Source organism: Gillisella taibaishanensis (assembly GCF_001938985.1).
Lineage (GTDB): Bacteria > Pseudomonadota > Alphaproteobacteria > Rhizobiales > Rhizobiaceae > Allorhizobium > Allorhizobium taibaishanense.
Genome location: NZ_MKIN01000021.1, coordinates 309,626 through 333,893 on the forward strand (window position 1 = coordinate 309,626; position 24,268 = coordinate 333,893).

The window sequence follows — 24,268 nt, forward strand, 5'->3', positions numbered from 1 at the left end:
TATTAAGCCCCTTCCAAAAGGATTTCGTCAAAAAATTCAGATCAAACGGCGCGATATATCTTCAATATGCGTTGAAATATGCTCGAGAGCCTGCGGGTTCAGCAACATGTCGTAATGGCCGAACGGCAGGCTGGTGACCGTGCGCTGGGGCGCCAGGTGGCCCCAGCCGAGGTCGTGATGCAGATGAAAAATCTCGTATAAAGGATAGTCCGAGCGGACCAGATGCAGTGGAAAGCGGTAGGCTTCCGGCCTGTAGGCCAGGATGACCGCAATATTGCGGTTCATGCCGCGGGAGAATTCGCGGTAGACCTTGGAGAAACCCACGAAACTGGTGGTCTCTGGAAAGCCGCCGGCCGCGATCAGCTGAACACGCATCAGCTCGATCAATTCGTCTTCGCTGAGGCGATGTGCGTCGCTGCCCGCCACATCCCAATCGACCTGCTTCAAGGCGCAGATATAATCCGCAAACCAGCGAACGCGAACCACCTGCGAACGGCCGAGTTCGGTCAGCCGTTCGGTCTGCTCTTGGGTCATTACGCCGTTGAACAGCGAGGGCGCAATACTATCGAGCAGCACCACGCCGCACCCCTCCTCGGCACGCCGGCTCGCCAGTTCGCAGGCGAGAACGCCACCAAACGACCAGCCCAGAAGACAGATCCGCTTGGCATTCCAGATTTCGCCGAGACCCTCGATGACTTCGTCGGCGATCAGCCGCAGCGCTTCTTCCGGCAGGTCGGTCTTGCCCAGCATTGAGGCGTAGCGCTTGTTGAGCGACAGTTCCACCAGATGCCAGGAATATCCCGCCAGCCGCTCGGCTAAATGCGTGTAGCTGCGCACCGGCATGCCGCCGGGATGGATACAGATCACGGTCACCTCGGCGTCGTCGCGGCGGACGATCTCACTTACAGACTTCGGCATCTCCATCAGGCATACCTCGCTGGATTGCGGCGCGCACGTCCCCGTGCCTTGGACGCCGGGAACATTCCCGGCATCTCAAGGGCAAATCACGCCTAGTTTTCAGAAATTTACGGTGCCAGAACCGCAACAGGTCTGGCGCGTCAACGACAACGCGCCACCTGTTGGCTCAGAGTTCGCCTCTTTCGAAGAGGTCTTTGGCGATGACAAGGTAATGGGACAGCTTTTCGATCGTCGGATGATACCACATGGCCGTCGGCGGCAGTTCAAAGCCCAGCCATTGTTCCATCTCGCCGGCCAGAACCAGCGTTTCGGTGGAGTCGAGGCCGAAATCGGTGAAGATCTTGTTCTCGTCGATTTCCGAAGCCGGGACGCCGAGCTTATGGGCGAATTTCTCGACCAGCCACTCCTTGGCTTCAACGGCGCTGAACTTGGTTTGAACGTCAGACATTGATTTACCCCTTTGGTAAGTTGAAATTGATTATTAAAATCAGCCCGGCCACCGCGCGCAGATTAACGCGTGACCATAAAAAACAGGGCGGCTATGGCAAAGACATTGGCCATTGTACCCCAGACATACCAGCGCCTGGCCAGAGCGCGGAAAGGTTTGGCGATGGCGGCGAAATCGGAAGCCTCGTTTAAAAGCCGCCGTTGCCGAAATTGATTTGGGACCAGACCTACTACCCAGGATAGTCCGGATAGTGCAAATCCGCCGACTCCACAATACAACCATGGCGAGTTTTCCGCTGTAAACCCGTAATTCACAATCATGACACTCCCGGTTATCGCCAACAGAATAGCACCACCAAATGTAAATATAAAATCGGTCACGAAAACGATTTTTATTGAATATCTCAATAAATTCAGATCATCACTGCGATCTGCAATGCATTTCCAGACGGCGGTGACGACAATATTGCCGAGAAACATTGTCGCGGCGAAGACATGAACAAACAGGAGCGCTTCAGACATGATCCAAATCCCGCAGTTTCGCGCCCGGCCACCAAGGGGTCCGAACTCTTAAAGGGCGCCAAGTTCGCGACCACGAACTCATGCGACGCATCAAATGGCTGGGACCTGACGGCCCACCGCCGCAGCAACCGGACGCAAACAAGCCGGCAGATGGTTGAATTCTTGCTAGCGCGCCAAGTCCAGGAGACCGGCGCGCACCGGACCATGAGCAAGATCAGCGTGGGCGGACGCGGAGCCAACAGCGCGGAAACATTTCAATCCTACCCTGCCCTTCACGGGCAGGGAGCAAGGAGAGAAAGATGACAGCTCAAGCGCAGGATGATGACAAGTCCACCAAAGGACAATCCTCGTTGCCGCCTGACATCAAGCAGTCGCTACCGCCTCTACGCAAAGAGCCGGATATGACAGGTCTCTGACATAATTGGCATATCCGACCGTTAGAAGCAGCATCAGCCTTTTTGCCATCGCCCAATTGCGCGTGGTCCTTCAGGCCGCGCCGGCGCTTACGCCGAAGCCCGATCCGGCTCTGCCGCGCGACGCCGCAACATGCGCGCTGCCTGTGTGCCCGAATAAATGCCACTTTCGTGGAAGGCGACAAAATCAGGACCAAGATCCATGACGGCAAAATAGGAGCCCGCGAAATAGACCGGTCCATCTTCATTCAGCGAAGACAGGCGTGCCTGCATATTGCTGCTTTCGACAGTGATGATCGGATGCTCGTATTCGAACGTCTTGATCACCTTGGCAGGATCGATCGGCAGCGGACTATCAAGCGAGACGAAATAGTCCTGTTCAGCCTTCAGTCCCTGGATCGAATTCATGTGATAGACCAGATAGGGACGCCTTTTGCCATCAACGGTCAGACAGCCATAATTCCAGCTTTTCCAACGTTCTGGCGGAACGGGCAGAACGCTCGCATCAGTATGCAGCACCGTGGTGCATCCGTTATAGCGGAAGGCGCCCAGAATTTCCTGCTGCTCTTCGCTCGGTTTATCGAGCAATTTCAATGCCTGGTCGGCATGGGTTGCGAGGATCGCATAGTCAAAGCGTTCCCAAACACCGTTCGTCTCAACCTCAACGCCATCGGCAAGCGTGCGAACCTGGGTAACAGCCGAATTCAGCCTCGGCTTGCGTTTCAGGCTCGCGATCAGCAGATCGAGATAACCCTTGGCGCCACCGTTGACCGTCAGCCACTTCACGCCTTTGCCACCAAGCCCATCACGGCCATGGTTGATGAACATGCCGATCACCATGATAGCCGGTGATTTCAGCGCCAATTCGACCGGCACCGACCAGTAAGAGCATGAAATCTGGATCATGTAGCCATTGATGAATTCATCGGTATAGCCATGAACATGTAGATATTCATCCAATGGAATCTGGCACTTGCCTTCCATGATATGGCGCGGCGCCTCGCGCAGCAGCCGATCTGCCTGCTCCCAGACCGAAACGAATTCCGGGCTATAATTCGCGCGGATATAGGCTTCGTCCTTCTCGAATTCCTCGGTGCCGTAATAGGTACCGTCATCGACATCGAAGAAGTTGAAACCGCCGGAATGCTCGTTGAGGGGAACGTTCAGTTCCTTGAAAAACCGGGTAAGCTTCGGATAATTTTGCGGATTGAACACCATAAAACCCGTGTCCACCCCGACCGGCCCGACCGGGTCGGCCACGACCACGGTGCTGGCATGGCCGCCGGGTCGATCGTCCTGCTCGAACACATGAACATCAAAGTCCTTGTCGAGCAAATAAGCTGCACTCAATCCGGAAATGCCGGAGCCAATAATAGCGACGGATGCCACACATACCTCCAATAAATAAATTATATTCGAATTAAGCAATGTTGAAATCGACGATCAAATTTATCCGCCGATATATTTCATGGAATATTTCGCTACACTAAATTTTCTGTGTAATTCTGTAATTTCTGTTCCTTTACTGGAAAGAAAGATATCGATAAATGGCAAGCTGTCAACGAAGAACACAATCAGAAGTAATAAGTTTTTTTGACAAAAGGCACCTTTCCAGCGTGCACGTACACCATTCCCCTACAATTTAGTAGGTTTAATGACAAACTCCACGAAAGCAGCGAGAACGACCGCGTTCGCCGGGTGAGCGTGCAGCCTCTGCCCGCGCCACGAAACGCCTTGGCGGCGGCATGCCGCCTGCCATAGAGATGGCAAATGCGTGAATCGGTCAGATCATCAACGCATACAAATGGCGACACAACGAACAGCGCATTTGCCGTATAGGCATCAATACCAGCCTCCTAGGACGACGCGATGACGAGTGAACGAATGAGGCGGCGGACAGGAAGTCGATGCCTGAGGATCGGCCTTATAGCGGGGAAAGATACAGAGGGGAGCGCACCCCTTGTCTCTGCATCCCACGCCTCCCGCCACTATCATACCAAGGCGCTGACATGCTGACGCATCCTCGCCTTGACAGCATGCCTGACATCTCAAATGCATCAGAGGCGCGATGTCAGAAAATGAAATACGAAGAGACGTTTCAACGGCTCTTCGTTTAACTCATTCCGAGACGCGGATCTGCAGCTTGACATCCTCGGGCAACCCCTTCGCCGCCCGCTCGAATGCGGCGATACTGTCGTTGAAGGCAAAGGTCTCGGTGATCAGCGGCTTAAGATCGACCTTGCCTGACGCGATAAGGTTGACGGCACGATCGTAATTGTTGGCATAACGGAAAACGGTCTCGATCCGCGCTTCCTTGAAAATCGACGCCGGCACGTCAAAAGCCACCGGTTCGACCGGCAGTCCGACCAGAACTAGCGCCCCGCCGGGCCGCAGCAGATCGAATATGCCCTGATGGGCTCTCGGGCTACCGCTCGCCTCGAAGACGATGTCTGCGCCCCAGCCATCGGTGACACTGGAAATCGCGTCCAGAAGCGACGTTTCCTTGATATTGACGGGCGTGATGCCGCTGTACTGTCCGGCGATGTTGAGCTTGGGTGCGCTGAGGTCGGAGACCAGTACTTTCGAGCAGCCGCCAGCCAGCGCAGCCAGCGCCGTCATGATGCCGATCGGGCCGCAGCCGATCACTACGGCCACATCGCCGGGGGTGATTTTCGCGCGCGTTGCGGCCTGCAGTCCAACCGCAAAGGGCTCGACCATGGCGCCCTCGGCGAAACTGACATTGTCGGGCAGTTTGTAGGTAAACGCCGCCGGGTGGACGACGCTCGGCGTCAGCACGCCATGCACGGGCGGCGTGGCCCAGAAACGAACATCCGGATCGACATTGTAGATCCCGAGCTTGGAGGCCCGCGACGACATGTTGGGCACGCCAGGCTCCATGCAGACGCGATCACCGACCCGCAGATGCTTCACCCCCGCCCCAACCTCGGTTACCGTACCCGCCGCCTCATGACCGAGCACCATCGGTTCGCGCACCACGAAAGAGCCGATGGCGCCGTGGGTATAGTAGTGCACATCACTGCCGCAGACGCCGACCGTATCAATGGCGATCTTTACGTCATCGACACCGACATCCAACGGAAGATCGATATCGCGCAGCTTGAGTTCGCCTTTGCGTTCAAGAACCAGTGCCTTCATGAGAATTATCCTGTTTTGACGTGGAGTGTAGAGCGCGACGTCTGCGGCGTCTGAAAGATAGATATAGGCAGGCCAGCCTGGCGATCAAAGCCATTACCGGTACCGATCCAGACAAAAATATGCCATATTATCTTTTCGATTTTTCATAGTATGACTTCTGTTTAAATAGCAAAACATGGCAGTTGAACCACGGCGACAAGTCTTACAATTAAGCTATTCCGGCCGGTTCAGGGCTGAATCAACACCGTAAAGGCCATAAGGAAATCTCGACACATCAGAAAATTCATATTATGGGATGACATCACGAAAGGCAGGAGGAAAAGCAGGATGTATCTGGGAACGCAGGTTGGCGCACGCGACGATGACGATTACAGAGTGTTTGCGCAGCTCGGTTTGAAGCATATTTGCGCCGACCCGCCGGGCGATCCCCGCAGCTGGACGCTTGAGGATATTGAGCGCCACCGTGACAAGGTAGAGAGCTTCGGCCTCGTTCTCGACATGCTGCAACTGCCGTTGCCATCAAGCCCTATCGAACGCGCCTCCTATCCGGACATTCTGCTGGCCGGCCCCGAGCGCGACCGCCAGATCGATGCCGTCTGCACCATGATTGAGAATCTCGCCAAGGCTGGCATCCCCGCTGCCAAATACAATCTCAACCTGATCGGCATTCCGCGCACGCCAATGGAAAAGGGCCGTGGCGGCTCGATGAACGAGAGCTTTCGCTGGGACAAGGCCGACCAGAATGCGGCCCCGGGTCTGGCCGGCGTCTTGTCGGAAGACGAGAATTGGGAGCGGATCGACTACTTCCTGGAGCGGGTTGTCCCGGTTGCCGAAAGCAACAAGGTACGTCTCGCCTGCCATCCGCATGACCCCTATACGCCGCCGGGCTACAAAGGCGTCACACGGGTGCTCGGCACCGTCGAAGGCCTGAAGAAATTCGTGCAGATGCGCGAAAGCCCCTATCACGGCCTGAACTTCTGCCAGGGCTCGATTGGAGAAATGCTCGACAATCCGCGCGAGGAAATCGACGATATCATCCGTTGGTTCGGCACCCGCGGCAAGATCTTCAACGTGCATTTCCGTAATATCCGCGGCGGCAAGCTGTCCTTCATGGAAACCTTCCCTGAGGAGGGCGATATGGACATGGTGCGCTCAGTCAAAGTCTATCAGGAGGTCGGCTACCAATATATGCTGATGCCCGACCATGTGCCCACCATCAGCGGTCGCGATCCTACCGGCGTCGCCTTCGCCTTCTGCTACGGCTATATCGCAGCGCTGCTGGAAAGCCTGAAGGCAGGCCAGTAAGCCTAACGCTTCAATATTCCGCCTGCCGCCACAACGGCGTCGGGCGTATCGACATCGACAAGTGCGGCGGGGCCGATCTCAACATCGATGATGGGCAGACTGCTGTCCATGATCACGGATTTTGCGCCGCGATCCCCTTTCAACTGCAAGAGCTCCGGATAGAGCTGGCGCGGCAGAATGACGGGGTTTCCGGGTTGGCCGTTTGATGCCGCGCGGATAACAGCGTCACCGCCGGCTTCTTCAAAGGCAGCCATCAGCCTGTCGAAATGGGCTGAGGTCAGATCGGGCATGTCGGCAAGCACGACCATGATGCCGTCGATCTCCATCCTGCCGGTGGTTTGCAGCCCCGCAACGAGCGAGGTCGCCATACCCTCGGCATAGGCGCTGTTGAAACAGACGTCGACCGGCAGGTCGGACAGGCAGGCTTCAATCTCGGCTCGGCGATGCCCGGTGACGACAGTGACGGCGGCGGCGCGGCTGGCCACGGCACTTCCTGCGACACGCCGGACCAGCGGCACACCTTGGAATTCGGCAAGAAGCTTATGAGTACCCTCGCCCATCCGGCTGGCACGCCCCGCCGCAAGGATGAGGATTGCCGTGTGGAGTGTTTTCGGGTCTGGCATGCCGGCTCCTGAGCTTTGGGATCACTTGGTCCTCGAGATGGGCTGAAAGCCGCGTGGTTGCAAGCCAGATCGGCTCTCTTATATGACTCCATCATTGAGAGCGGGCGAAGACCTTGCGCATCAGTCTCGACATTTGCCCCTACAGGTGGGCCGATGAATCAAACATTCCACCAGGAGCGTATCGTGACCAAGATCGATTTTGACCGAGACCCACTGATGGTGGCGCAGCAGTGGATGGCAAAGGGCAGAAAAGTCGCCTTGGCCACAGTGCTGGAAACCTGGGGCTCCGCCCCCTGCCCAGTCGGCAGCCATCTGGTCATCGACCAGGACGGTGGGTTTGAGGGCTCCGTCTCCGGCGGCTGCGTCGAAGGCGCCGTAATTGCCGAGGCACTGGAACTGGTGGAAACGGGCGGTCGCCGGGTGCTTGAATTCGGCGTCGCGGACGAGACCGCCTGGCGCGTCGGCCTGTCCTGCGGCGGGCGGATCAAGGTGCATGTCGAAAAATTGGACGGCGGTCTTGCATCCCTCAATGCTGCCCGTCAGGCCCGCAAGCCGGCGATCCATATCATCGGGCTTGATGACGACAAGGATTGGGAGCTGACCGAAGCGGAGGATAGTGTCGGCGGCGCAACGGGTCTTCCACCGGCCCTGGTTGCACAAGCCTGGGCCACTTCCAAGCCTGGGATTATCGAGACAGAAGGACGGCGCTATTTCGTCAATCCACACCACCCGGCGCCGGAAATCGTGCTGATAGGCGCCACCCATACCAGCCAGGTTTTGGCGCCGATGGCTGCGATGGCCGGCTTCGCGGTCAGGATCATCGATCCGCGCCAAGCCTTTGCCACGCCGGAGCGGTTTCAAGGCATCGACCTCTCAGCCGATTGGCCACAGGATGCGCTGGCAAACCGGCCGCTGGACGCCTACTGCGCCCTCGTCGCCCTCACTCATGATCCAAAGATCGATGACGAGCCGCTGGCATTGGCCCTGAATGCGGGCTGCTTCTATATCGGGGCGCTTGGCAGCCGCAAAACCCATGCCGCGCGGCTGGAGCGGCTGCGCCTGCAGGGCTTTAGAGACCAAGACCTCGCCCATATTCACGGGCCTGTTGGCCTTTCGATTGGCGCCGAGGGACCGGCGGAGATAGCGGTATCCATCCTCGCGGAGATCATCCAGTGCCGACGCAGGCCGGAGGCTTCGCCGTCTCGCCCTTCATGACATAAAACTGTCACGCATCTATCACGTCGCTGTCACGCGTCAGGACTATGCCTGCCCCTAATTTTCTAGGGGCGAAACGGCCCTGAGACATCTCGGAGACAGACGATGAACAGACGTAATTTTCTGCTGGCTTCCAGCGCAGCCGCCGGCCTCGCCGCCATGCCACGCTTTGCATCTGCTGCGACCAAGGAGATCAACGTCTATATCGGCGCGGACTCCAACGTCATTGATTTCTGGAACAACACGGTTCGCCCGGCTTTCGAAAAGGCCAATAGCGGCCTTGCCGTCAAGGTTACCTCTGCGGGCAACAATACCGGCCTGCGCGCCATTGCCGATCGCGCCATGGCCGCGATGAAGACGAATACCGACCCGCAGGCTGATATGTTCGAAGCCTTCAATCCGCGCCTACCGACCGGCGCCATCGACGCTGGCCTTTGGGTGACTTTCTCGGAAAAGAATGTGCCGAGTTTCGGCCGCGTCAATCCGATGGCAATCGATCTCGCACAGTCGCTGCCCTATCGCGGGTCCCAGGTTCTGCTTGCCTATGACAGCACCAAGCTCGACCCGAAGAATGCGCCGAAGACCTGGGAGCAGCTCACCGCGTGGATCAAGGCAAACCCTGGGCAGTTCATCTACAACCGGCCCGACAAGGGCGGCTCCGGCGGCAATTTCGTGCGCCGCGCGATCCATGAGGCCAATGGCCGGGATCCGAACCGCTTCACCGTGAGCAATTATACCGCCGAGATGGCAGAGAAGACTCTGCCTCCGAGCTGGAAAATTCTCAGCGATCTCGCGCCGTCGCTGTACCAGAAGGGCGCCTATACCTCGGGCAATACCCAGTCGATCCAGCTACTGGCGCAGGGCGTGGTGACGATGGTTCCTGTCTGGTCAGACCAGGCTCTGCAGGCCATCGCCCAGGGCGTGCTGCCCGATACGATCAAACTGGTGCAGCTGACCGATCTGGCGCTCTGCGGCGATTTCGCGCGCCTGACAATCCTCTCCAACGGCGCCAACAAGGACGCAGCCCTGAAGCTTGCCGACGTACTGCTGTCCGACGAGATCCAGTCCAAGGTCATCACCGAAATGGGTGGTTTCCCCGGCGTGTCCTGGGATCATATCCCGGCTGATCTTCGCCAGAAATACGCAGATGTGATTCCGGCATCGATCCCGACCTTCCCGGCTGGCGATTGGGAAACCGCCGTCAATGACGGCTGGTTCCGCAACGTCGCTCCAAACCTGGCGCGGGGCTAATGGCTGCCGTCACAAGCGCCGAACAGCAAAGCAGGACTGGTAACCGAGCAACGGGAACCGGATTGATCGGCCTGTCACTCGTTGCCCTGCCCATCCTGCTGCTGGCATGGCTGATTATCTATCCGATTTTCTCGGCGATATCAGGTACGCTGATTGCGACCGGACCGGATGGCGGCTGGCATCTTTCCACCGCCTCCTACCGGTTCTTTTTCAGCGATGCCTATAGCCTTGCCAATCTCGGCATCACCCTTTGGACGACCGCCGTCTGCGCCGTGCTGCTGCTTCTGATCGGCGTGCCGATCGCGCTCTATTTGCGGTTTTCGTCCGGAAGGCTAGCCTCCTATGTGCAGGCGCTGGCGATTTTTCCGATGTTCGTGCCCTCGATCATCCTCTCTTACGCGCTGATCCGCACCATCGGGCCAAATGGCACGGTGGATCTACTGCTCAACGCCGTTGGTCTGCCAAAACTGCCAACACCGTATCTGACCCCTTGGGGTCCTGTGATCGGTCTCGTCTGGGACAATCTGCCCCTGACGGTGCTGATGCTGACGGCTGGCCTCGGCGCCATCTCCAACAATGCCGTTGAGGCCGCACGCGATGTCGGGGCACGGCCGATGCAGGTCTTCCTGCACATCATCCTGCCGCGCATGGGCAATTCGTTTCTGGTCGCCAGTTCCTTTGCAATCCTGGGGATTTTCTCAGCCTTTACCCTGCCCTATCTGCTCGGCCCTGCCTCACCGGAAATGATGGGGCCCTTCATGCAACGCACCTTCGGCGATCTCAACGATCCCCTGAACGCTACGACGCAAGCAGTGATCAGCTTCGGCTTCTGCCTGTTTTTCGGGGCCTTCTACGTCTACTCCATCGCCCGCAATCAGGAGAAAGGCCGATGACACTCAAACCTGCGGTCATCCGCCGTTTCGACTGGATGGGCCTGGCCTTTGCCAGCCTTCTGACGCTTTTCATCGCTCTGCCGCTCGTCGTTGTCGGCACCTGGGCCTTTACTGAGGTCTGGCGTTACCCATCCGTCATCCCGCAGCAATTCGGTCTGCGCTTCTGGCATCTGACGCTGGCGCGCAATGACGTCTGGGAAGCGTTGTTCATGAGCCTCAGGCTGACGGCAACAGTCACCCTGGTCTCAGCTTTGATCTGCCTGCCGGCCGCCTATGCCTTTGCCAGGCTGCGCTTTCCCGGCCGCAACCTGCTGTTTCTGTCGTTTCTCGCTTCGCATGCTTTTCCAAAATTCGGGCTGCTGGTGGCGATTGCGGCGATTTTCCTCAAGCTGCACCTGATCAGCACCTTCTGGGGCATAGCACTCATCCAGTTGGTCGGCACGCTGATGCTGATGATCTGGATACCGGTCGCAGCCTTCCAGAATGTCGACAGGCGTATGGAAGAAGCTGCCCGCGATGCCGGAGCCGGCCCGCTGCGCGTCTTTTGGTCGATCACCCTGCCACAGGCGGCCCCGACCGTTTTCGCGGCCGTGCTGCTGACCTTCGTCAGCACATTCTACGAGACCGAAGGCGCCTGGCTGATCGGGGCGCCGCAAGTCGTCACCATGCCAATCCTGATGATCTCCCTCATCAACAACCAGATGGTGGTGCAGTATGGCGCCGTGCTCTCGGTGATGCTGTGGGTGCCGTCTTTCCTCGCCCTGTTCCTGGCCCGCCGCACCTTTGGGAATGGCGCCTTTGCCAAGGGCTTCGGCGCCTGAGCCGTCCATATTTGAACCAGACAAGAAGCATAAAGCCATGGCCCAACTGACCCTCGACCACGTCACCAAGCAGTTTTCCAGCTCCACGGCTGTCGATGCCTTTTCGCTGCATGTCGAAGATGGCGAACTCGTTTGCCTGCTTGGCCCCTCTGGCTCCGGCAAGTCGACATTGCTGCGAATGATCGGCGGCTTCGAACAGCCAACAGGCGGCACGATCCGGATCGATGGCCAGGACGTGACGCATCTGCCGCCGGAACGGCGCCCGACCGGCATGGTGTTCCAGAGCCATGCGCTCTGGACGCATATGAACGTGTTCAACAACATCGCCTTCGGACTGAAACTGCGCGGCATCGCCAAAAGCGAAATTGCTGATCGCGTCCAGTCCGCGCTCGATCTTGTGGGTCTGAAGGATTACGGCAAGCGCCAGACTTATCAACTGTCGGGAGGTCAGCAGCAGCGCGTCGCGCTGGCCCGTTCACTGGTGCTGGAGCCGAAAATCCTTCTGCTCGACGAGCCCTTTGCCAGCCTTGACCAGCACTTGCGCGAAAGGCTGCGCGAGGAAGTGCGCGATATCCAGCAACGGCTCGGCATCACCACGCTGTTCGTCACCCATGGCCAGGACGAGGCCTTGGCGCTCGCCGATCGCATCGTCGTTCTGCGCGCCGGCCGCGCCGAACAGATCGCCCCGCCGGACCGGGTCTACCGTGAGCCGGAGACTGAATTCGTTGCTGGCTTCATCGGTCAGATGAATTTCATCAAAAGCTCGGTGCAGGACGGCAGGTTTGTCCACGCGGACGTCGCACTGCCCGCCGAGGCGAGCGATGGCGACGCCGTGCTGGCGGTGCGCCCGGAAGCATTGACGATTTCGCACTCGGATAAGGCCGATGCACCTTTCGTCTGCCGCGCTATCGATTTTGGCACGCATGTGATGGTCGATCTGCAATTGAGTTGCGGCACCCGCGTCAAGGCGATGACCGAACCGGGCAGCGGCTGGCAAAAGGGTAGCCGCTGCGATCTACGCGTCAAGGCATTCCACCTGTTTCGCGACAACAAGGTTCTATACGTTTCAGCTGCGGTCACCTCGGAGCCGTGTCGTATTAGGAACGCCGCCCATGCCTGATGGCATTTTCATCGATACCGATGGCTTTCACACTATGCTGAAATGGCATCGCGGCCATAAGCAGGCTGGTGATATCTCGTTTACGCCGGAGCGGATTGCTGAAGGCATGGCGCGTGGCGCGAGTGTCGAAATCGATCTCGTCTGCCATGCCGGTGGTGGCATGGCGGTGCTACATGACGCGTTGCTGGACAAGGCGACGACAGGCGTGGGACCCGTGCGTGGCGCCACCGCCGATCAGTTGCGCCAGTTCTTCCTGCGCGACACAAACGGCGCGCCGAGCCCGCACCGGATCATGCTGATCGAGGATCTCGCGCGGTTATTGGCCGACAGTGCGTGCGGCAAGGGTGCCGTCCTGCAACTTGATCTCAAGGAGATGGTTGACGGTCTGATGGAAGCAGACGTTGCCGCATTCGCCGCCGCCATAGCTCCGGTCCGCGACAAGGTGATCCTGTCTGCCGGCGATGCAAGAGCGGTTGCCCGGCTTGCCGAAGCGGTACCGGGCCTTCCAGTGGGTTACGATCCCTGCCACGACGGTGCCATTGAACGGGTGCTGGCAAGCGGCGACTTTGCCGGCTTTGTCGACACTGCCCTGCAAGCAATACCGGAGGCGCAGACGATCTATCTGCATCACCAACTGGTGCTGACCGCAGAGGAACACGGTTTCGACCTGATCGCCGCCTTCCATGCGGCGGGCAAGCGCATCGACGCCTATACGATCCAAGAGGCAAACCCGGCTAGCCTCGCCAAGGTTCTGCGGTTGCTCGCGCTGCGCTGCGACCAGATCACAACAGATGATCCCGTTGGCCTGGAACAACTCGTTCTCAATTCGCGCGGCGAGTAGTGCGGCGCCCGAAAGCGCCGCATATGCTCGTTACGCCTTGAAGCCAGCCAGCAACCACGGCTGCAGGGCCGGCGTCGCCGCCAGGATAGCGCTTTCTCCAGCAACCGCTTCGCCATGGAAACCGGTTACCCGGCCACCTGCTTCCGTCAGCACCAGGGCTGCCGAACCGTAATCGTGCACCTGTAGCCCGTCCTCGAAAAACCCATCCAACCGGCCACAGGCGACATAGGCGATCGACAGGGCCGCCGAGCCCAGACGGCGCACGCCAGCGGTGTTGTCCATCAGCCTGCGCAGGGCGCGGTGGTAAAGCTCTTCATCGACGCTGACGACCTGGCCAGGTACCGGAAGGCCCGCACCGACAAGCACATTCTCGATATCGGCCACGTCGGAGCATTGCAGCCGCTCGCCATTGAGATAGGCGCCCTTGTCAAGCTCGGCGCTGAACAACTCATCCAGCATGCTGTCATAGACGACACCACAGACAGTCTCGCCGGCTTCGGCGATGGCGATGGTGATGCCGAAATGCGGCAGGCCCCACGCGAAATTTGTGGTGCCATCGATAGGGTCGATGAAGATCACCGGCTTGTCGGGAGCGGCGGTGCGATTGCCGATCTCTTCCTCGCCCTGAATGGCATAATCAGGAAAGGCGGCGGAAAGACCGTCCACGATCTGGCGCTCAACGGCAACGTCGATTTCCGTCTGGTAATCGCGCGGCCCTTTCGACACCATCTGGTCGGTGCCACGGCGACGCAGCGAGCGGCGGGCAAACGCGCCGGCCTCAAGCGCAAGTTCGGCAAGAATGACGAGGCGTGGAGAACAATCTGGCCCGAGACGATTGCGGGCGGAAACTTCAGTCATGGCGCATTCCAGAAAGTTGGGCCGGGATCGAGGATAGCAAGCCCGGGCGGATGGAAGGCGCAGTTTTTCCAAAATGGCAGTAAAGGCAAGTGAAGGATATATGACGGTGTTGTCGCGCCTTCTTCAGCTCTGCATCTGCTGCTCGCGGCTGCGGGCAACCGACAGTTCCAGCGTTGTGTGATTGAGGCGATCTGCAAGGACCCGCATGATTTCCGAGGAAATTTCCGGGAAATCGCTCATCAGCTTGAGGAAGTTTTCCTTGCTGATCTTCAACACCTCAAGCCGGGTGGCGGCCCTCACGGTCGCGGTTCTCGAGACATCGCAGAGAATTGCGATTTCGCCGACGATCGAATTGCTGCCGACATCGGCAACCTTGATGTCGCCGGCATCCGAGTGAACAAGAACGTCGGCCGTGCCGGAGAGTATGACATAGGCGGCGTCGCCGATATCGCCCTGGCGGAACAGGTCCTGCCCTTCGCGACAGGTGATCCGGTCGGATGCAAAGGCAAGAAGCTTCAGCTTCGCTGGAGCGATCTGGGAAAACAGCGGCACACGCCGCAACATTTCGACTTCGTCCTTCAAAAGCATTGGCGTACACCCCCCTGTCACGCGTCTTGACGATATTACGACAAAAGCTGTTTGAACATACCGCCACTGGCGGAAAGCTCCTCAAAGCTCCCAGATTCGAGAAGATTTCCGTTGTTAAAGACTAAAATCCTGTCGAAAAGCTTACTGACACCAGCATCTGGAAGAACCCAGACGATGGAAGGCCTTTTACCGTCCTCATGCAAATCCTGCATGACATGGGTAACGATCCGGTCCTGCGCCCGCTGATCGAGCGCGGACAACGGCCGATTGAAGATGAAATAGTCCGACCGCTTCAGCAGCGCGCGCGCCAGATTGAGCTTCTGACGCTGCACAGTCGTCAACCGCCGCCCTTGTGAGCCGACGTCGAAGTCGAGTCCAATCGACAAGACGCTTTCGGCAAGGCCAAGTTCGCTAAAAATATCGCGGGCAATCACACGGATGCGGTCATTGGCATCGGCCTCTCGCACCGCAAGGCGACCGAATAGAACGTTGTCGATCAACGATGCGGACATGGTAAACCGCTCGGCGTCATGCAGTTCGATCCCCTCGGCTAGATCGCGGGGAAGATCTGTATGGAAGGCCTTGCGCGCGGTTACGATCTGCTCCATCAGCACGTCAGTCAAAAGACCGAAACGGTGGCGCGGCTCGATATAGGCAAAGCTCAGGCGGATGATGCTGCTGCGTTCCCCGGCGGAGGCCTGCGTAATGGTCGTATCCTGCAACTTCTGCAGCAGCGCCTCGTAAAACGGAATGTCCTCCGCGCTCATGAAGGTCAGCTGCTGGAAGAACGGATGATCCGGCGGCAGGTCACGGAACAGCTCGACCGCATTCGCGGCAATCTCCAGACCCATCTCGTAGAGATGGCTGCCGATACCAGTGTCGCGCATCACTTTTAGAAAATGCGGATGGGCCGCCAGCCGCTGACCGGTCATTTTCGATGTTCTCATCGTGCCGAACAGCAGATTTTCGCCGACCGTCGCTTGACTGTTATAGGCATCCGCCTCGAAGGGCACGACGATATCGTCGAGACCTTCCTCATGCAGCCGCCGGCGAAGCGCTTGGCGCACCTCGATGATCCTGTCGGTCAGGAGCTGATGGCTTGTCGTATTGACCTGAGACCGCAAGGCAAGATCGAAAATGTCCTGAGAGATGGTCACTGCGTCGAGGACAGGCCGGATGACCTTCAACAGCCCTTCCGGCCCATCGGCGCCTGCCGCGTGATAATCCACCCAATCGCTGTTGAGATCGAGCAGCGGATTGCCTGACCGCTCTGCCTCAAGACAATCGCGGCGGTACTTGCGCGCCGCCAACCCCTCGTAGCTCACATCCGTCAGCGGCGCGTGCTTGAGGCCATAGAGAAGATTGTCACGCAGGCTGCCCTGGAAGAAATAAGCATCGGCCGAGACATAGGAAATCCGCCGGCCGGTCAGGGATTCAGGCAGATCGAGAATATCCTTGCCGCCGATGCTGATATAGCCAGCTTCCGGCCACAGGATACGGCCGAAAGCCTCCGCCAGGGCCTCCCCACCTCCACCATTCGGCCCGACGATCGCAATGGTTTCATTAGGCGCAATCGACAGCGACACACTGTTGAGCAGGCGAGCCCCGCTATCATCGCTCAGGATCAGATTGGACGCGACCAGCGCTTCAGCCAGCGGCCCCACAGGCGTGGCGACAACGTCGTGCACCCGAGCATCAACGAGATGGTCGACATCGAATTGCTCGACCACCTGCGCATATTTGACCTGCACATCCTGACGCGCCTGATCCCAATCGATCAGTTCCTTCAGGGGCCCGGGCAAGTCTTTGTAAGCACCAATCACGGCAATCAACTGGCCGATGTCGAGCCGGCCTTCCAGCGCCATGAAGCCGCCGATCATGTAAAACAGGAACGGCGTCAGCTGGGCCAAGAAGTTGTTGATGAACTTCACCATGAACTTCCACTGGTAGAGATCGTAGCGGATCGAGAAGATCAGCCCCAGCCGGGCGGCAATATCAGCCCGCTCGAAATTCGTCGTGTCATGGGCATGGATGGTGTGGATACCGTCGACGATTTCGCCAACTCGGCCCGACAATTCCCGCGCCGTCAGCTGGCGCTGGCGGCCAAGCTCCAGCAAGCGGCGGCGCATGCGGGGAATGATGACGCCTTGGATGCAGACCATGCCAGCGGCAATCATACCCAGCCAGAAATTCTGCAAGAGAATAAAGATAAGCGCCGTCAGCGCCTGACCACCCAGAAGCGCCGGCTGCACAAAAGCATCGCCGGTAAAGCCGCCGAGTGGCTCCACTTCGTCCTTGATCATCGTGGCAATTTCGGCGGATTTGACCCGTTTGAAATGCACCGGCGGAAACCGCAGAACCCGATCGATCAGCTCGAAGCGGATACGGCGCAGCATGCGCTCTCCAAGTCGACCCTTGTAGGTATTGATGTAATATTTGAACAACCCGTTGAGGATGACGAGGGCAAGAAAGACCATGCTGAGCGCCGTCAGCGCTTGCAGACGATTGAGCTCCAGCCCCTTGAAGACCTCGAAATGGCCGAGCCAGGGAAGATCGAATCGGATGGCCATGAAAGGCCTGGTCGCGCCGACCTGGTCATAGCCCTGCCCCTGGATCGGCCCGTTGACGATCTGCTTGGGAAGATCGAAGGACAGGAAATACGGGATCATCGACAATCCGACGATGCAGAGGATCCAAATCTGCTGCAGATAGGTGTTCGACCAGATGTAACGCGCCAGGCTTTTTTCCATCGTCCCCCGTCAAGATCCTTTGGCGCTAAAGCATTTTTAAAAAGTGCTTGAGCAGTTATCCGTCGCTCGTCATGTCACTGCAGCAACCGCTCTTTCCAGCGCGGCGCTTTCTTCAAGTGGCCGATCTGGGCTGCGTCCTGGTGCAGGAGAATCAACTGTTCGGCCTCGGACAACCCGCTGCGGAAGCCATCGTTGACAGGCTCTTCCATCCGCAGTCCGGCGATATCGGGACCCGGCTCCAGCAACGTTACCTTCTGGCGCACACCACGGAGCTTTTCTTCCCCGAGCCGCACCCAGTCACCCTCGCAATAGCCGGCAAAGGCATTGCTTGCGACGATGTCGCTGCCGTATTTCTTGGTCAGTGCCTGCAGCCGAACCACTTCGTTAACAGCCGAACCAAAGGCCGAGAACGTCAACCGGTCGCGCAGGCCGACATTTCCAAACATGACATTGCCCACATGCAGGCCTATGCCATAACCGATCGGAACCTGGCCATTCAACCGGCGCCGCTCATTGAGGTCAGCCACCCGTGCCTGCGCAAGACGCACGGCCGAAAGTGCCGCCTGACAGGCCCTCTGTGATGGGTCCTTATGCCGGTCGCAAGGATAAACAGCCAGGAAGCCGTCGCCGAGAAAACTGAGAATCTGCCCGCCGTTGCGGTTGAAAGGTGCGGCTATCGCGTCGAAAAAATCGTTTAGCGTGTCGATATAGGCTTGGCGGCCTTCTTTTTCCGCCAGCATTGTCGACTGGCGCATATCACCAACCACGAGTGCTGCCCGGATCGTTTCGCCGTCGCCGCGGCGGATCTGGCCGTTCAGAACTCGTTTGCCCGCGTCACCGCCGAGATAGGTGGTCAGCATATTGGTCGCCAGTTTGCCGAGAACCGCCATCTTGGCCGCAACGGCGAGATGGTTCTGCACCCGCAGCAGCGCTGCGATCATCTCCTCGCTGAAGCCCTCCTTGGCATTGGTAGACCAGGAGCCAAGCATGCCCTGCAGCGATTCATCGCCAAAGGATTGCCTAAAGGCGAGGTAATCGGTAACGCCTTCCTTGCGCAGGTCGTCGAAAATCGCAAATTCCACTGGCCCTTCGGCAGGAATGCGGCGGCGCAAATGTTCGAGATCTGCGTTCAGCAACTGGTAATAAGGGCTTCGCAGAAAGAGTTCAGTGTTGTCGACGTCGTGCCGGTACCCTTCGATCATCAAGCCGCTTTGGGGCCGCCAGGTAAAGCCAACCGCTTCATAAAGCGGATGCAGCATGGCGAAGGACAGATGCACGCGCGCGATCGGCAGACCGGCAGCAGCAATCCGATCACAGAAGCCTCGAACGATATCTTCGAGGTCACTGCCGGAAAGGGCGGCATTGGTCAGCCAATCTGCAACCTTGTCCATAAAGATCGTCGAAACCGGCGCAGAAGGGGTGGCCATCGGAAATCCTGTCAGTGATGCGTCGCTAAACCATTCCCAAGCCAAACCTTTGGCCGATATGCCTGTGGCAGTCGAAGCGGCTATCCTGGTGCCATGAATCTTCGGTCGCATAAGAGAGATAGGATCCAGGCGGCCACATGGCAATGGCCAGTTGTCTCGCGCCTCTCAAAAAGCATGCACTTCGCCAGCCAGGCATTTTGAACGCTTAGGTCTTTCTTACGATCCTGGCGCTGGAGCCGGTTCGGAAAGGCCAAGTGTCTGGCGCAGCTTTTCATCCAGCAGGAAGACTTTCAACAGGCTCGATCTCCCGCGGATCGCAACATTGCGGCCGGCGGCATCTGGCACGTCCAGTCCTGCGAGCACGGCCACCGGCTCGGACACAACCAGTTGCGTTTCAAATTCCTTGGCAACCGATTCCAGCCTGCTGGCGACATTGACGGTGTCGCCGATCGCAGTCAGGCTGCGCACGCCACCGTAGCCGAGCGTGCCGACCACGGCGGGGCCGGTATGGATGCCGATGGCAATCCGCAGCGGCGAGGTCAGTTCATTGGATAGTTGCCGGTTCAATTCCTGCATGCCGGCGATGATGCTGCTGGCGGCCTTCAGCGCCTGTCGGCACGCCTCTTCCGGAGTTCCACCGATGCCAAACAAGGCCATGGCGCCATCGCCGATGAATTTGTCCAACCGTCCGCCAGCCTCCTCCACGGCATGGCCGACCACTGCAAAATAGCGGTTCAGCAGAAAGACGATGTCGAACGGCAGGCGGTTTTCCGTGAGCATGGTGAAATGACGCAGATCGCAGAACAGCACGGCGATGTCCCGCTCGCGACCAGGCACCACCTCGAGGCTACTATCCACCGTCGCGCTCTGCGGCATGGCCACCATGAGCGGCATCACCGTCAGATTGGCTGTCGGCCGTAACTGGCATGCCAGCCGGACACCGGGCGCCGCCTTGATCCGGTCGAGCGTGCCCTGCTCCAGGCTATCTGCTGGCGGCAATTGCATCCAGCCATCCATGACTTGGACACGACAGGTCGAACACTGTCCTTTGCCACCGCAGACCGCATAGTGCGAAAGGCCGGCAAGGCGGCTCGCTTCCAGAAGGGTAAAGCCTTTGGGAATACGGACCGTCTGCCCATTCGCGTAGCGCACGCTGATCAGATGGGCACGCTCTTTCAATCGGCGTATGATGCGCAATATCAATACAGCCCCGAGCGACAGGAAAAACGCCCCGTAAAGGCTCCAGCGGATCGATTTTATGACCGCCGCTTCTTCGTCCGTCAAACCGGTCGGGTCGTTGTATTCACCAGGCAGGGCATTGAGCCAGAAATCCACACCGGATAAGGCCCGGCCCATGACGACGAAGCCCAGCAGCGACAGGACCGGCAAGACGATGGCGATTGCCAGGAAGCCTGCTCGTGAGGCTTCGTACCAAGGCCGATAGCGCAGCCAGAAATGAATGCCGATACAGCCGTGGATCCACAGGATGACAATGGCAATAGACTGGCGCCAACCATCAAATGGCGAGGTGATCCACATCGCGCTGACCACGGACTCGTAATTGTCGCGAAGATGAAAGAGCGACGACGCGACCCTTGTTGAAACGATATGATCGATGATCAGTAAAGGCACAACAAGGCCGAGAATGATCTGCATCGCTTCAGACTTCGGCATCGTGAAACTGCGACGAATGTAGACAGACCGGAGGGACAATCCCATGTGGGCGAGCAACGAGCCGTAGAGCACCACTGTACCCGGCAGCGTGCGCCAGAACATCAGAAGCCAGCGGCGCACGTGATCTGCTGCCGCGACGGACAATAGCCCGGCAGCATGATTGGCCATGTGCATGCTGAGAAATACGAAGACGACAAGGCCGGTCGCGAGCCTGGTCTTGCGTATCCGGCTCTCAGACCAGAAGTGTTTCTTGACGTCTGAAGTCATGAGGTTTCTACACTGCCTCTTCCCGACCGTTCAGCTTTGGCAGTTTTGGTCCCGACTGTAAATCGGCGTTGAAGCGACCGGACATTTTTCAGATCCATTTGGAGCGCCGCTAGACCGCCACAGTGTTTCACAGAAGCACCGAACCGTTCTAACATTTTGTTTTTACTAATTTTCGGATGGACACCCAGCGACCGCTACCTCTGGAAAATGCCTGAAGCTGCCGGAATTTTCGATTGCTTAAATATCGAGCACCATACCGTCACGAGCTGCAAGCGCACTTGGAAGCGCCTCCTGCGCCAATCGCTCCAACAGCGCCAACTCGCTGTCGTTGCGCCACGGTGCGTGATGGAAGAGGACCAGACGGCCGACCGATGCGGCGTTGGACAAAATCACCCCCTGCTCCCAGCTGGAGTGGCCGAAGCCGCGATATCGTTCCATCTCGGCCTCGGTAAATGCGGCGTCGTAAACCGCGACGTCGGCATCGGCCATCAGTGCCAAAGCCGTGGGATCGAGTTCGCCGGGTTGATGCTCAATATCGAAAACCAGCGCTAGCACCTTACCCTGCCATTCCACCCGATAACCCACGCAGCCGCCGGGATGGTTGAGCGAGAACGTGTCGATGACAATCCCCGGTCTTGGCGTCAACCGGTCGCCGGCCTTGAAATCGTGGAAGCGCAGCGACGCCTTACAGATATCCATCCGGACTGGAAAATACGGTGGGCTTACAAATTGACGGATCATCTGATGCGTCGTCATCGACCCGGCGAGGTGACCCGACCAGATATTGACGGTGATATCGGGATTGTAGATCGGCTTGAAGAATGGAAAACCGATGATGTGATCATAGTGACAGTGGGTGAAAAACAGATCGACTTCGCGGGCGCTATCGCCGATCATATCCAAGCCAGCCTGGCGGATACCGGAGCCTGCATCGAAGATCAGCCTATGTTCGCCGCACCGCACCTCGATGCATGGCGTATTGCCACCATAGACATCGAAATCAGCGCCACAGACCGGGATGCTGCCGCGTGAACCCCAGAATTTCACCTGAAACACGTCAATCTTCACTTTGCCATAGAGTTTCCGTCCCGGCATCGAGCTTAAAACCGGTTTGCGAGCATCATTTCCGAAATTGAGACAGATGCAACGGGAAAAACCGACGGCGCCGAATTACATCTGGTAGCAGCCGAAGCTCAACACACCTTACCAGGCTACGCCGGGAAGTGCCTCACGCTCTCGTTCGGCGTGAAGATGCTTGAGCGAACTGACGGGCGCCGGCCGGCCTATCAGATATCCCTGGACCTGATTGCAGCCTAAATTTTTCACGCATTCGAGCTGCTCCTCGGTCTCGACCCCTTCCGCTGTCGTCGTCATGCCGAGGCTGGCGCCGATGCCCGTAACCAGTTCTGCAATTGCCAACGCATCGGCTCTGGTGGTGATGTCCCGAATAAACGATCGGTCGATTTTCAGCTTGTCGAACGGAAAACCCCGCAGGCTGCCCAGTGAGGAATAGCCAGTACCGAAATCGTCCATGGCAATTTGAATACCGAGCGTTTTTAATTCGCGCAGGGTCTTCAAGGTCAGGTCGTTCTTGTCCAAAAGCACCGATTCGGTGATTTCAAGCTCAAGCCGTTCAGCCGGCAGGCCGGTCAACTCAAGCGTAGCGGCCACTTTCTGGGCAAGAACTTTGTTGCGGAACTGAATGGCCGAAAGATTGACGGCGATCTTGAGGGGAGTAGTCCAGAGCGCAGCTTCCACGCAGGCAGTCCGCAAGACCCAATCGCCAAGTGCATCGATCACCCCAATCTTTTCAGCGACCGGAATAAAATCTGCGGGAGACACCGAACCGCGCTTAGGATGGGTCCAGCGCAGCAGAGCCTCGTAACCGCAGACCTCCCGCGTAGCCGCAATGGCCAGAGGCTGGAAATATACCTCCATCTCACCATTCGCCAAGGCATCCTGCAGGTCGGCCTCAAACGACTTTCTCTCGCTCAGCCGCGTCTGCATTTCTGTCTGGAAAACGCATGCGTGGCTCGGTCCAAGAGCTTTCGCCTCGTAAAGCGCGAGGTCAGCGCGCTTGAAGAATTCGTCCGTGTCCGGCTCACCATTGAAGATCGTAACGCCGACACAGGTGCCGACCTTGATCTCCTGCTCACCGATTCTATAGACCACACCAAGCTCGTCCATAAGCCGTCGGGCAAACTCGAGAGCCTGCTGTTCGCCGAGACCTGCAGACAGGATCGCGAATTCGTCTCCCCCCAAGCGGCAGACGAGATCGCCCGGAGCTTTGATATCGACCAGACGTCCGGCAACCATCTGCAGCAAGGCATCACCGATATCGTGGCCGAGCGTATCGTTGACATCCTTGAAACCATCAAGATCCAGCAGCAGGATGACCGCAACCGGACCGCCCTGTTTGGCCGCGATCAACCGTGCCTCCAGATCCTGGCGGAATAACATGCGGTTGGGCAAGCCCGTAAGCGAGTCGTGATGTGCGACATATTCCAGCCGATTGTTCTGGGACTTCAGTTCCCATGACGCAGCCCGCAGGTCGTCGGTCAATTTCTGCATGCGGCGATGAGCACGATCGAGCAAATTGTTGTGGCGCAGCAGCATCCCCACGAGAATGATGCCACAGAGGATGAGCCCTCCGGCAAGTGCCGTGTATATGAAATGCAGTTTGCGCAATTCGGCTTGGGCAGTGATGATCTTGCTCACGTCCACTTCAAGCGAACTGGACGCCAGCCGTGTCATCGGAGAGTCCAGCGCCTCCATTCTTTGCAGCAGCGATTTAATGAGCGGCGGATCGAGGGTCTCGATGCGGGCATTCAGGGTATCGAGCACATCCCGGAGCTTGCCGATCAGTTCGCGGCGCTGCGGATCGGATTCTACGAATGTTTTCAGATTGCCTTCCTCGAACAATTCGAGACGGCTTTGCATGATTTCCAACCGCAGACGCAGATTGTCATCATCCAGGTCACTCATGCCCAGCGCATAGGTCGCTAGCTGATGCTCGAGACGCATATATTCTGACAGCGTCTGACTAACGGCCCAGGAGTCGTTATAGCGTGAAAATTTCTCAAGCGTGGTTTGCCGTTCGGCGATCACATAGGCGATGTAGCCGGTGGCCAGCACAAAACAGCATATGATCGTACCAAGAACACGCCTCACGCTGCGCC

At 58.1% G+C, this 24,268-nt stretch carries 20 protein-coding genes; 7 read left to right on the forward strand and 13 right to left on the reverse strand.

What is annotated here, in order from left to right:
• Positions 1–36: 36 nt before the first annotated feature.
• The 5 genes from BJF91_RS08630 to BJF91_RS08650 form a co-directional block, all read right to left on the reverse strand.
• Positions 37–924, reverse strand: a complete 888-nt coding sequence (locus BJF91_RS08630) for a thioesterase domain-containing protein (protein ID WP_075614086.1) — start codon at positions 922–924, stop codon at positions 37–39.
• 160 nt (positions 925–1,084) lie between these two features.
• Positions 1,085–1,366, reverse strand: a complete 282-nt coding sequence (locus BJF91_RS08635) for an acyl carrier protein (protein WP_075614087.1) — start codon at positions 1,364–1,366, stop codon at positions 1,085–1,087.
• 62 nt (positions 1,367–1,428) lie between these two features.
• On the reverse strand, positions 1,429–1,887 hold the full coding sequence (locus BJF91_RS08640; protein WP_075614088.1) for a DUF2269 family protein: 459 nt from the start codon (positions 1,885–1,887) through the stop codon (positions 1,429–1,431).
• A gap of 503 nt (positions 1,888–2,390) precedes the next feature.
• Positions 2,391–3,689 (reverse strand): NAD(P)/FAD-dependent oxidoreductase, encoded by a 1,299-nt coding sequence (locus tag BJF91_RS08645; RefSeq protein WP_162843845.1) that lies wholly within the window; start codon positions 3,687–3,689, stop codon positions 2,391–2,393.
• Between the two features lie 729 nt (positions 3,690–4,418).
• A complete protein-coding gene (locus BJF91_RS08650) occupies positions 4,419–5,456 on the reverse strand; it encodes an NAD(P)-dependent alcohol dehydrogenase (RefSeq protein ID WP_075614089.1) in 1,038 nt (345 codons plus the stop codon).
• A 327-nt stretch (positions 5,457–5,783) separates the two neighbouring features.
• Between BJF91_RS08650 and BJF91_RS08655 the strand changes: the two genes are divergently transcribed.
• A complete protein-coding gene (locus BJF91_RS08655) occupies positions 5,784–6,761 on the forward strand; it encodes a mannonate dehydratase (protein WP_075614090.1) in 978 nt (325 codons plus the stop codon).
• A 2-nt stretch (positions 6,762–6,763) separates the two neighbouring features.
• On the opposite strand, the gene BJF91_RS08660 is transcribed toward BJF91_RS08655, so the two are convergent.
• Entirely contained in the window at positions 6,764–7,384 is a 621-nt protein-coding gene (locus BJF91_RS08660) for a nucleotidyltransferase family protein (RefSeq protein ID WP_075614091.1), read from the reverse strand.
• Between the two features lie 183 nt (positions 7,385–7,567).
• Between BJF91_RS08660 and BJF91_RS08665 the strand changes: the two genes are divergently transcribed.
• From BJF91_RS08665 to BJF91_RS08690, 6 genes are all read left to right on the forward strand, one after another.
• The gene (locus BJF91_RS08665) at positions 7,568–8,599 is read left to right on the forward strand and encodes an XdhC family protein (protein ID WP_234801576.1); all 1,032 of its coding nucleotides are present in this window, start codon (positions 7,568–7,570) and stop codon (positions 8,597–8,599) included.
• 105 nt (positions 8,600–8,704) lie between these two features.
• Complete coding sequence (locus BJF91_RS08670) at positions 8,705–9,850, forward strand: extracellular solute-binding protein (RefSeq protein WP_075614093.1); 1,146 nt, start codon at positions 8,705–8,707, stop codon at positions 9,848–9,850.
• Positions 9,850–10,743, forward strand: coding sequence for an ABC transporter permease (locus tag BJF91_RS08675; RefSeq protein WP_075614094.1), 894 nt, complete (start codon positions 9,850–9,852; stop codon positions 10,741–10,743). The genes BJF91_RS08670 and BJF91_RS08675 overlap by 1 nt, the downstream gene beginning before the upstream one ends.
• Positions 10,740–11,564, forward strand: a complete 825-nt coding sequence (locus BJF91_RS08680; protein WP_075614095.1) for an ABC transporter permease — start codon at positions 10,740–10,742, stop codon at positions 11,562–11,564. The genes BJF91_RS08675 and BJF91_RS08680 overlap by 4 nt, the downstream gene beginning before the upstream one ends.
• A 37-nt stretch (positions 11,565–11,601) precedes the next feature.
• Entirely contained in the window at positions 11,602–12,684 is a 1,083-nt protein-coding gene (locus BJF91_RS08685; RefSeq protein ID WP_075614096.1) for an ABC transporter ATP-binding protein, read from the forward strand.
• Positions 12,677–13,525, forward strand: a complete 849-nt coding sequence (locus BJF91_RS08690) for a glycerophosphodiester phosphodiesterase (protein ID WP_075614097.1) — start codon at positions 12,677–12,679, stop codon at positions 13,523–13,525. The genes BJF91_RS08685 and BJF91_RS08690 overlap by 8 nt, the downstream gene beginning before the upstream one ends.
• A 30-nt stretch (positions 13,526–13,555) precedes the next feature.
• On the opposite strand, the gene BJF91_RS08695 is transcribed toward BJF91_RS08690, so the two are convergent.
• From BJF91_RS08695 to BJF91_RS08725, 7 genes are all read right to left on the reverse strand, one after another.
• Entirely contained in the window at positions 13,556–14,383 is an 828-nt protein-coding gene (locus tag BJF91_RS08695; protein ID WP_075614098.1) for an inositol monophosphatase family protein, read from the reverse strand.
• A 123-nt stretch (positions 14,384–14,506) separates the two neighbouring features.
• Positions 14,507–14,971, reverse strand: a complete 465-nt coding sequence (locus BJF91_RS08700; protein WP_075614099.1) for a cyclic nucleotide-binding domain-containing protein — start codon at positions 14,969–14,971, stop codon at positions 14,507–14,509.
• Positions 14,972–15,006: 35 nt separating this feature from the next.
• A complete protein-coding gene (locus tag BJF91_RS08705) occupies positions 15,007–17,721 on the reverse strand; it encodes an ABC transporter transmembrane domain-containing protein (RefSeq protein ID WP_075614100.1) in 2,715 nt (904 codons plus the stop codon).
• Between the two features lie 74 nt (positions 17,722–17,795).
• Complete coding sequence (locus BJF91_RS08710; RefSeq protein ID WP_075614101.1) at positions 17,796–19,148, reverse strand: adenylate/guanylate cyclase domain-containing protein; 1,353 nt, start codon at positions 19,146–19,148, stop codon at positions 17,796–17,798.
• A gap of 216 nt (positions 19,149–19,364) precedes the next feature.
• Positions 19,365–21,089 (reverse strand): adenylate/guanylate cyclase domain-containing protein, encoded by a 1,725-nt coding sequence (locus tag BJF91_RS08715; RefSeq protein WP_075614102.1) that lies wholly within the window; start codon positions 21,087–21,089, stop codon positions 19,365–19,367.
• A 237-nt stretch (positions 21,090–21,326) separates the two neighbouring features.
• Complete coding sequence (locus BJF91_RS08720) at positions 21,327–22,157, reverse strand: MBL fold metallo-hydrolase (RefSeq protein ID WP_139310656.1); 831 nt, start codon at positions 22,155–22,157, stop codon at positions 21,327–21,329.
• Between the two features lie 135 nt (positions 22,158–22,292).
• Complete coding sequence (locus tag BJF91_RS08725; protein ID WP_075614104.1) at positions 22,293–24,260, reverse strand: putative bifunctional diguanylate cyclase/phosphodiesterase; 1,968 nt, start codon at positions 24,258–24,260, stop codon at positions 22,293–22,295.
• Positions 24,261–24,268: the final 8 nt, after the last annotated feature.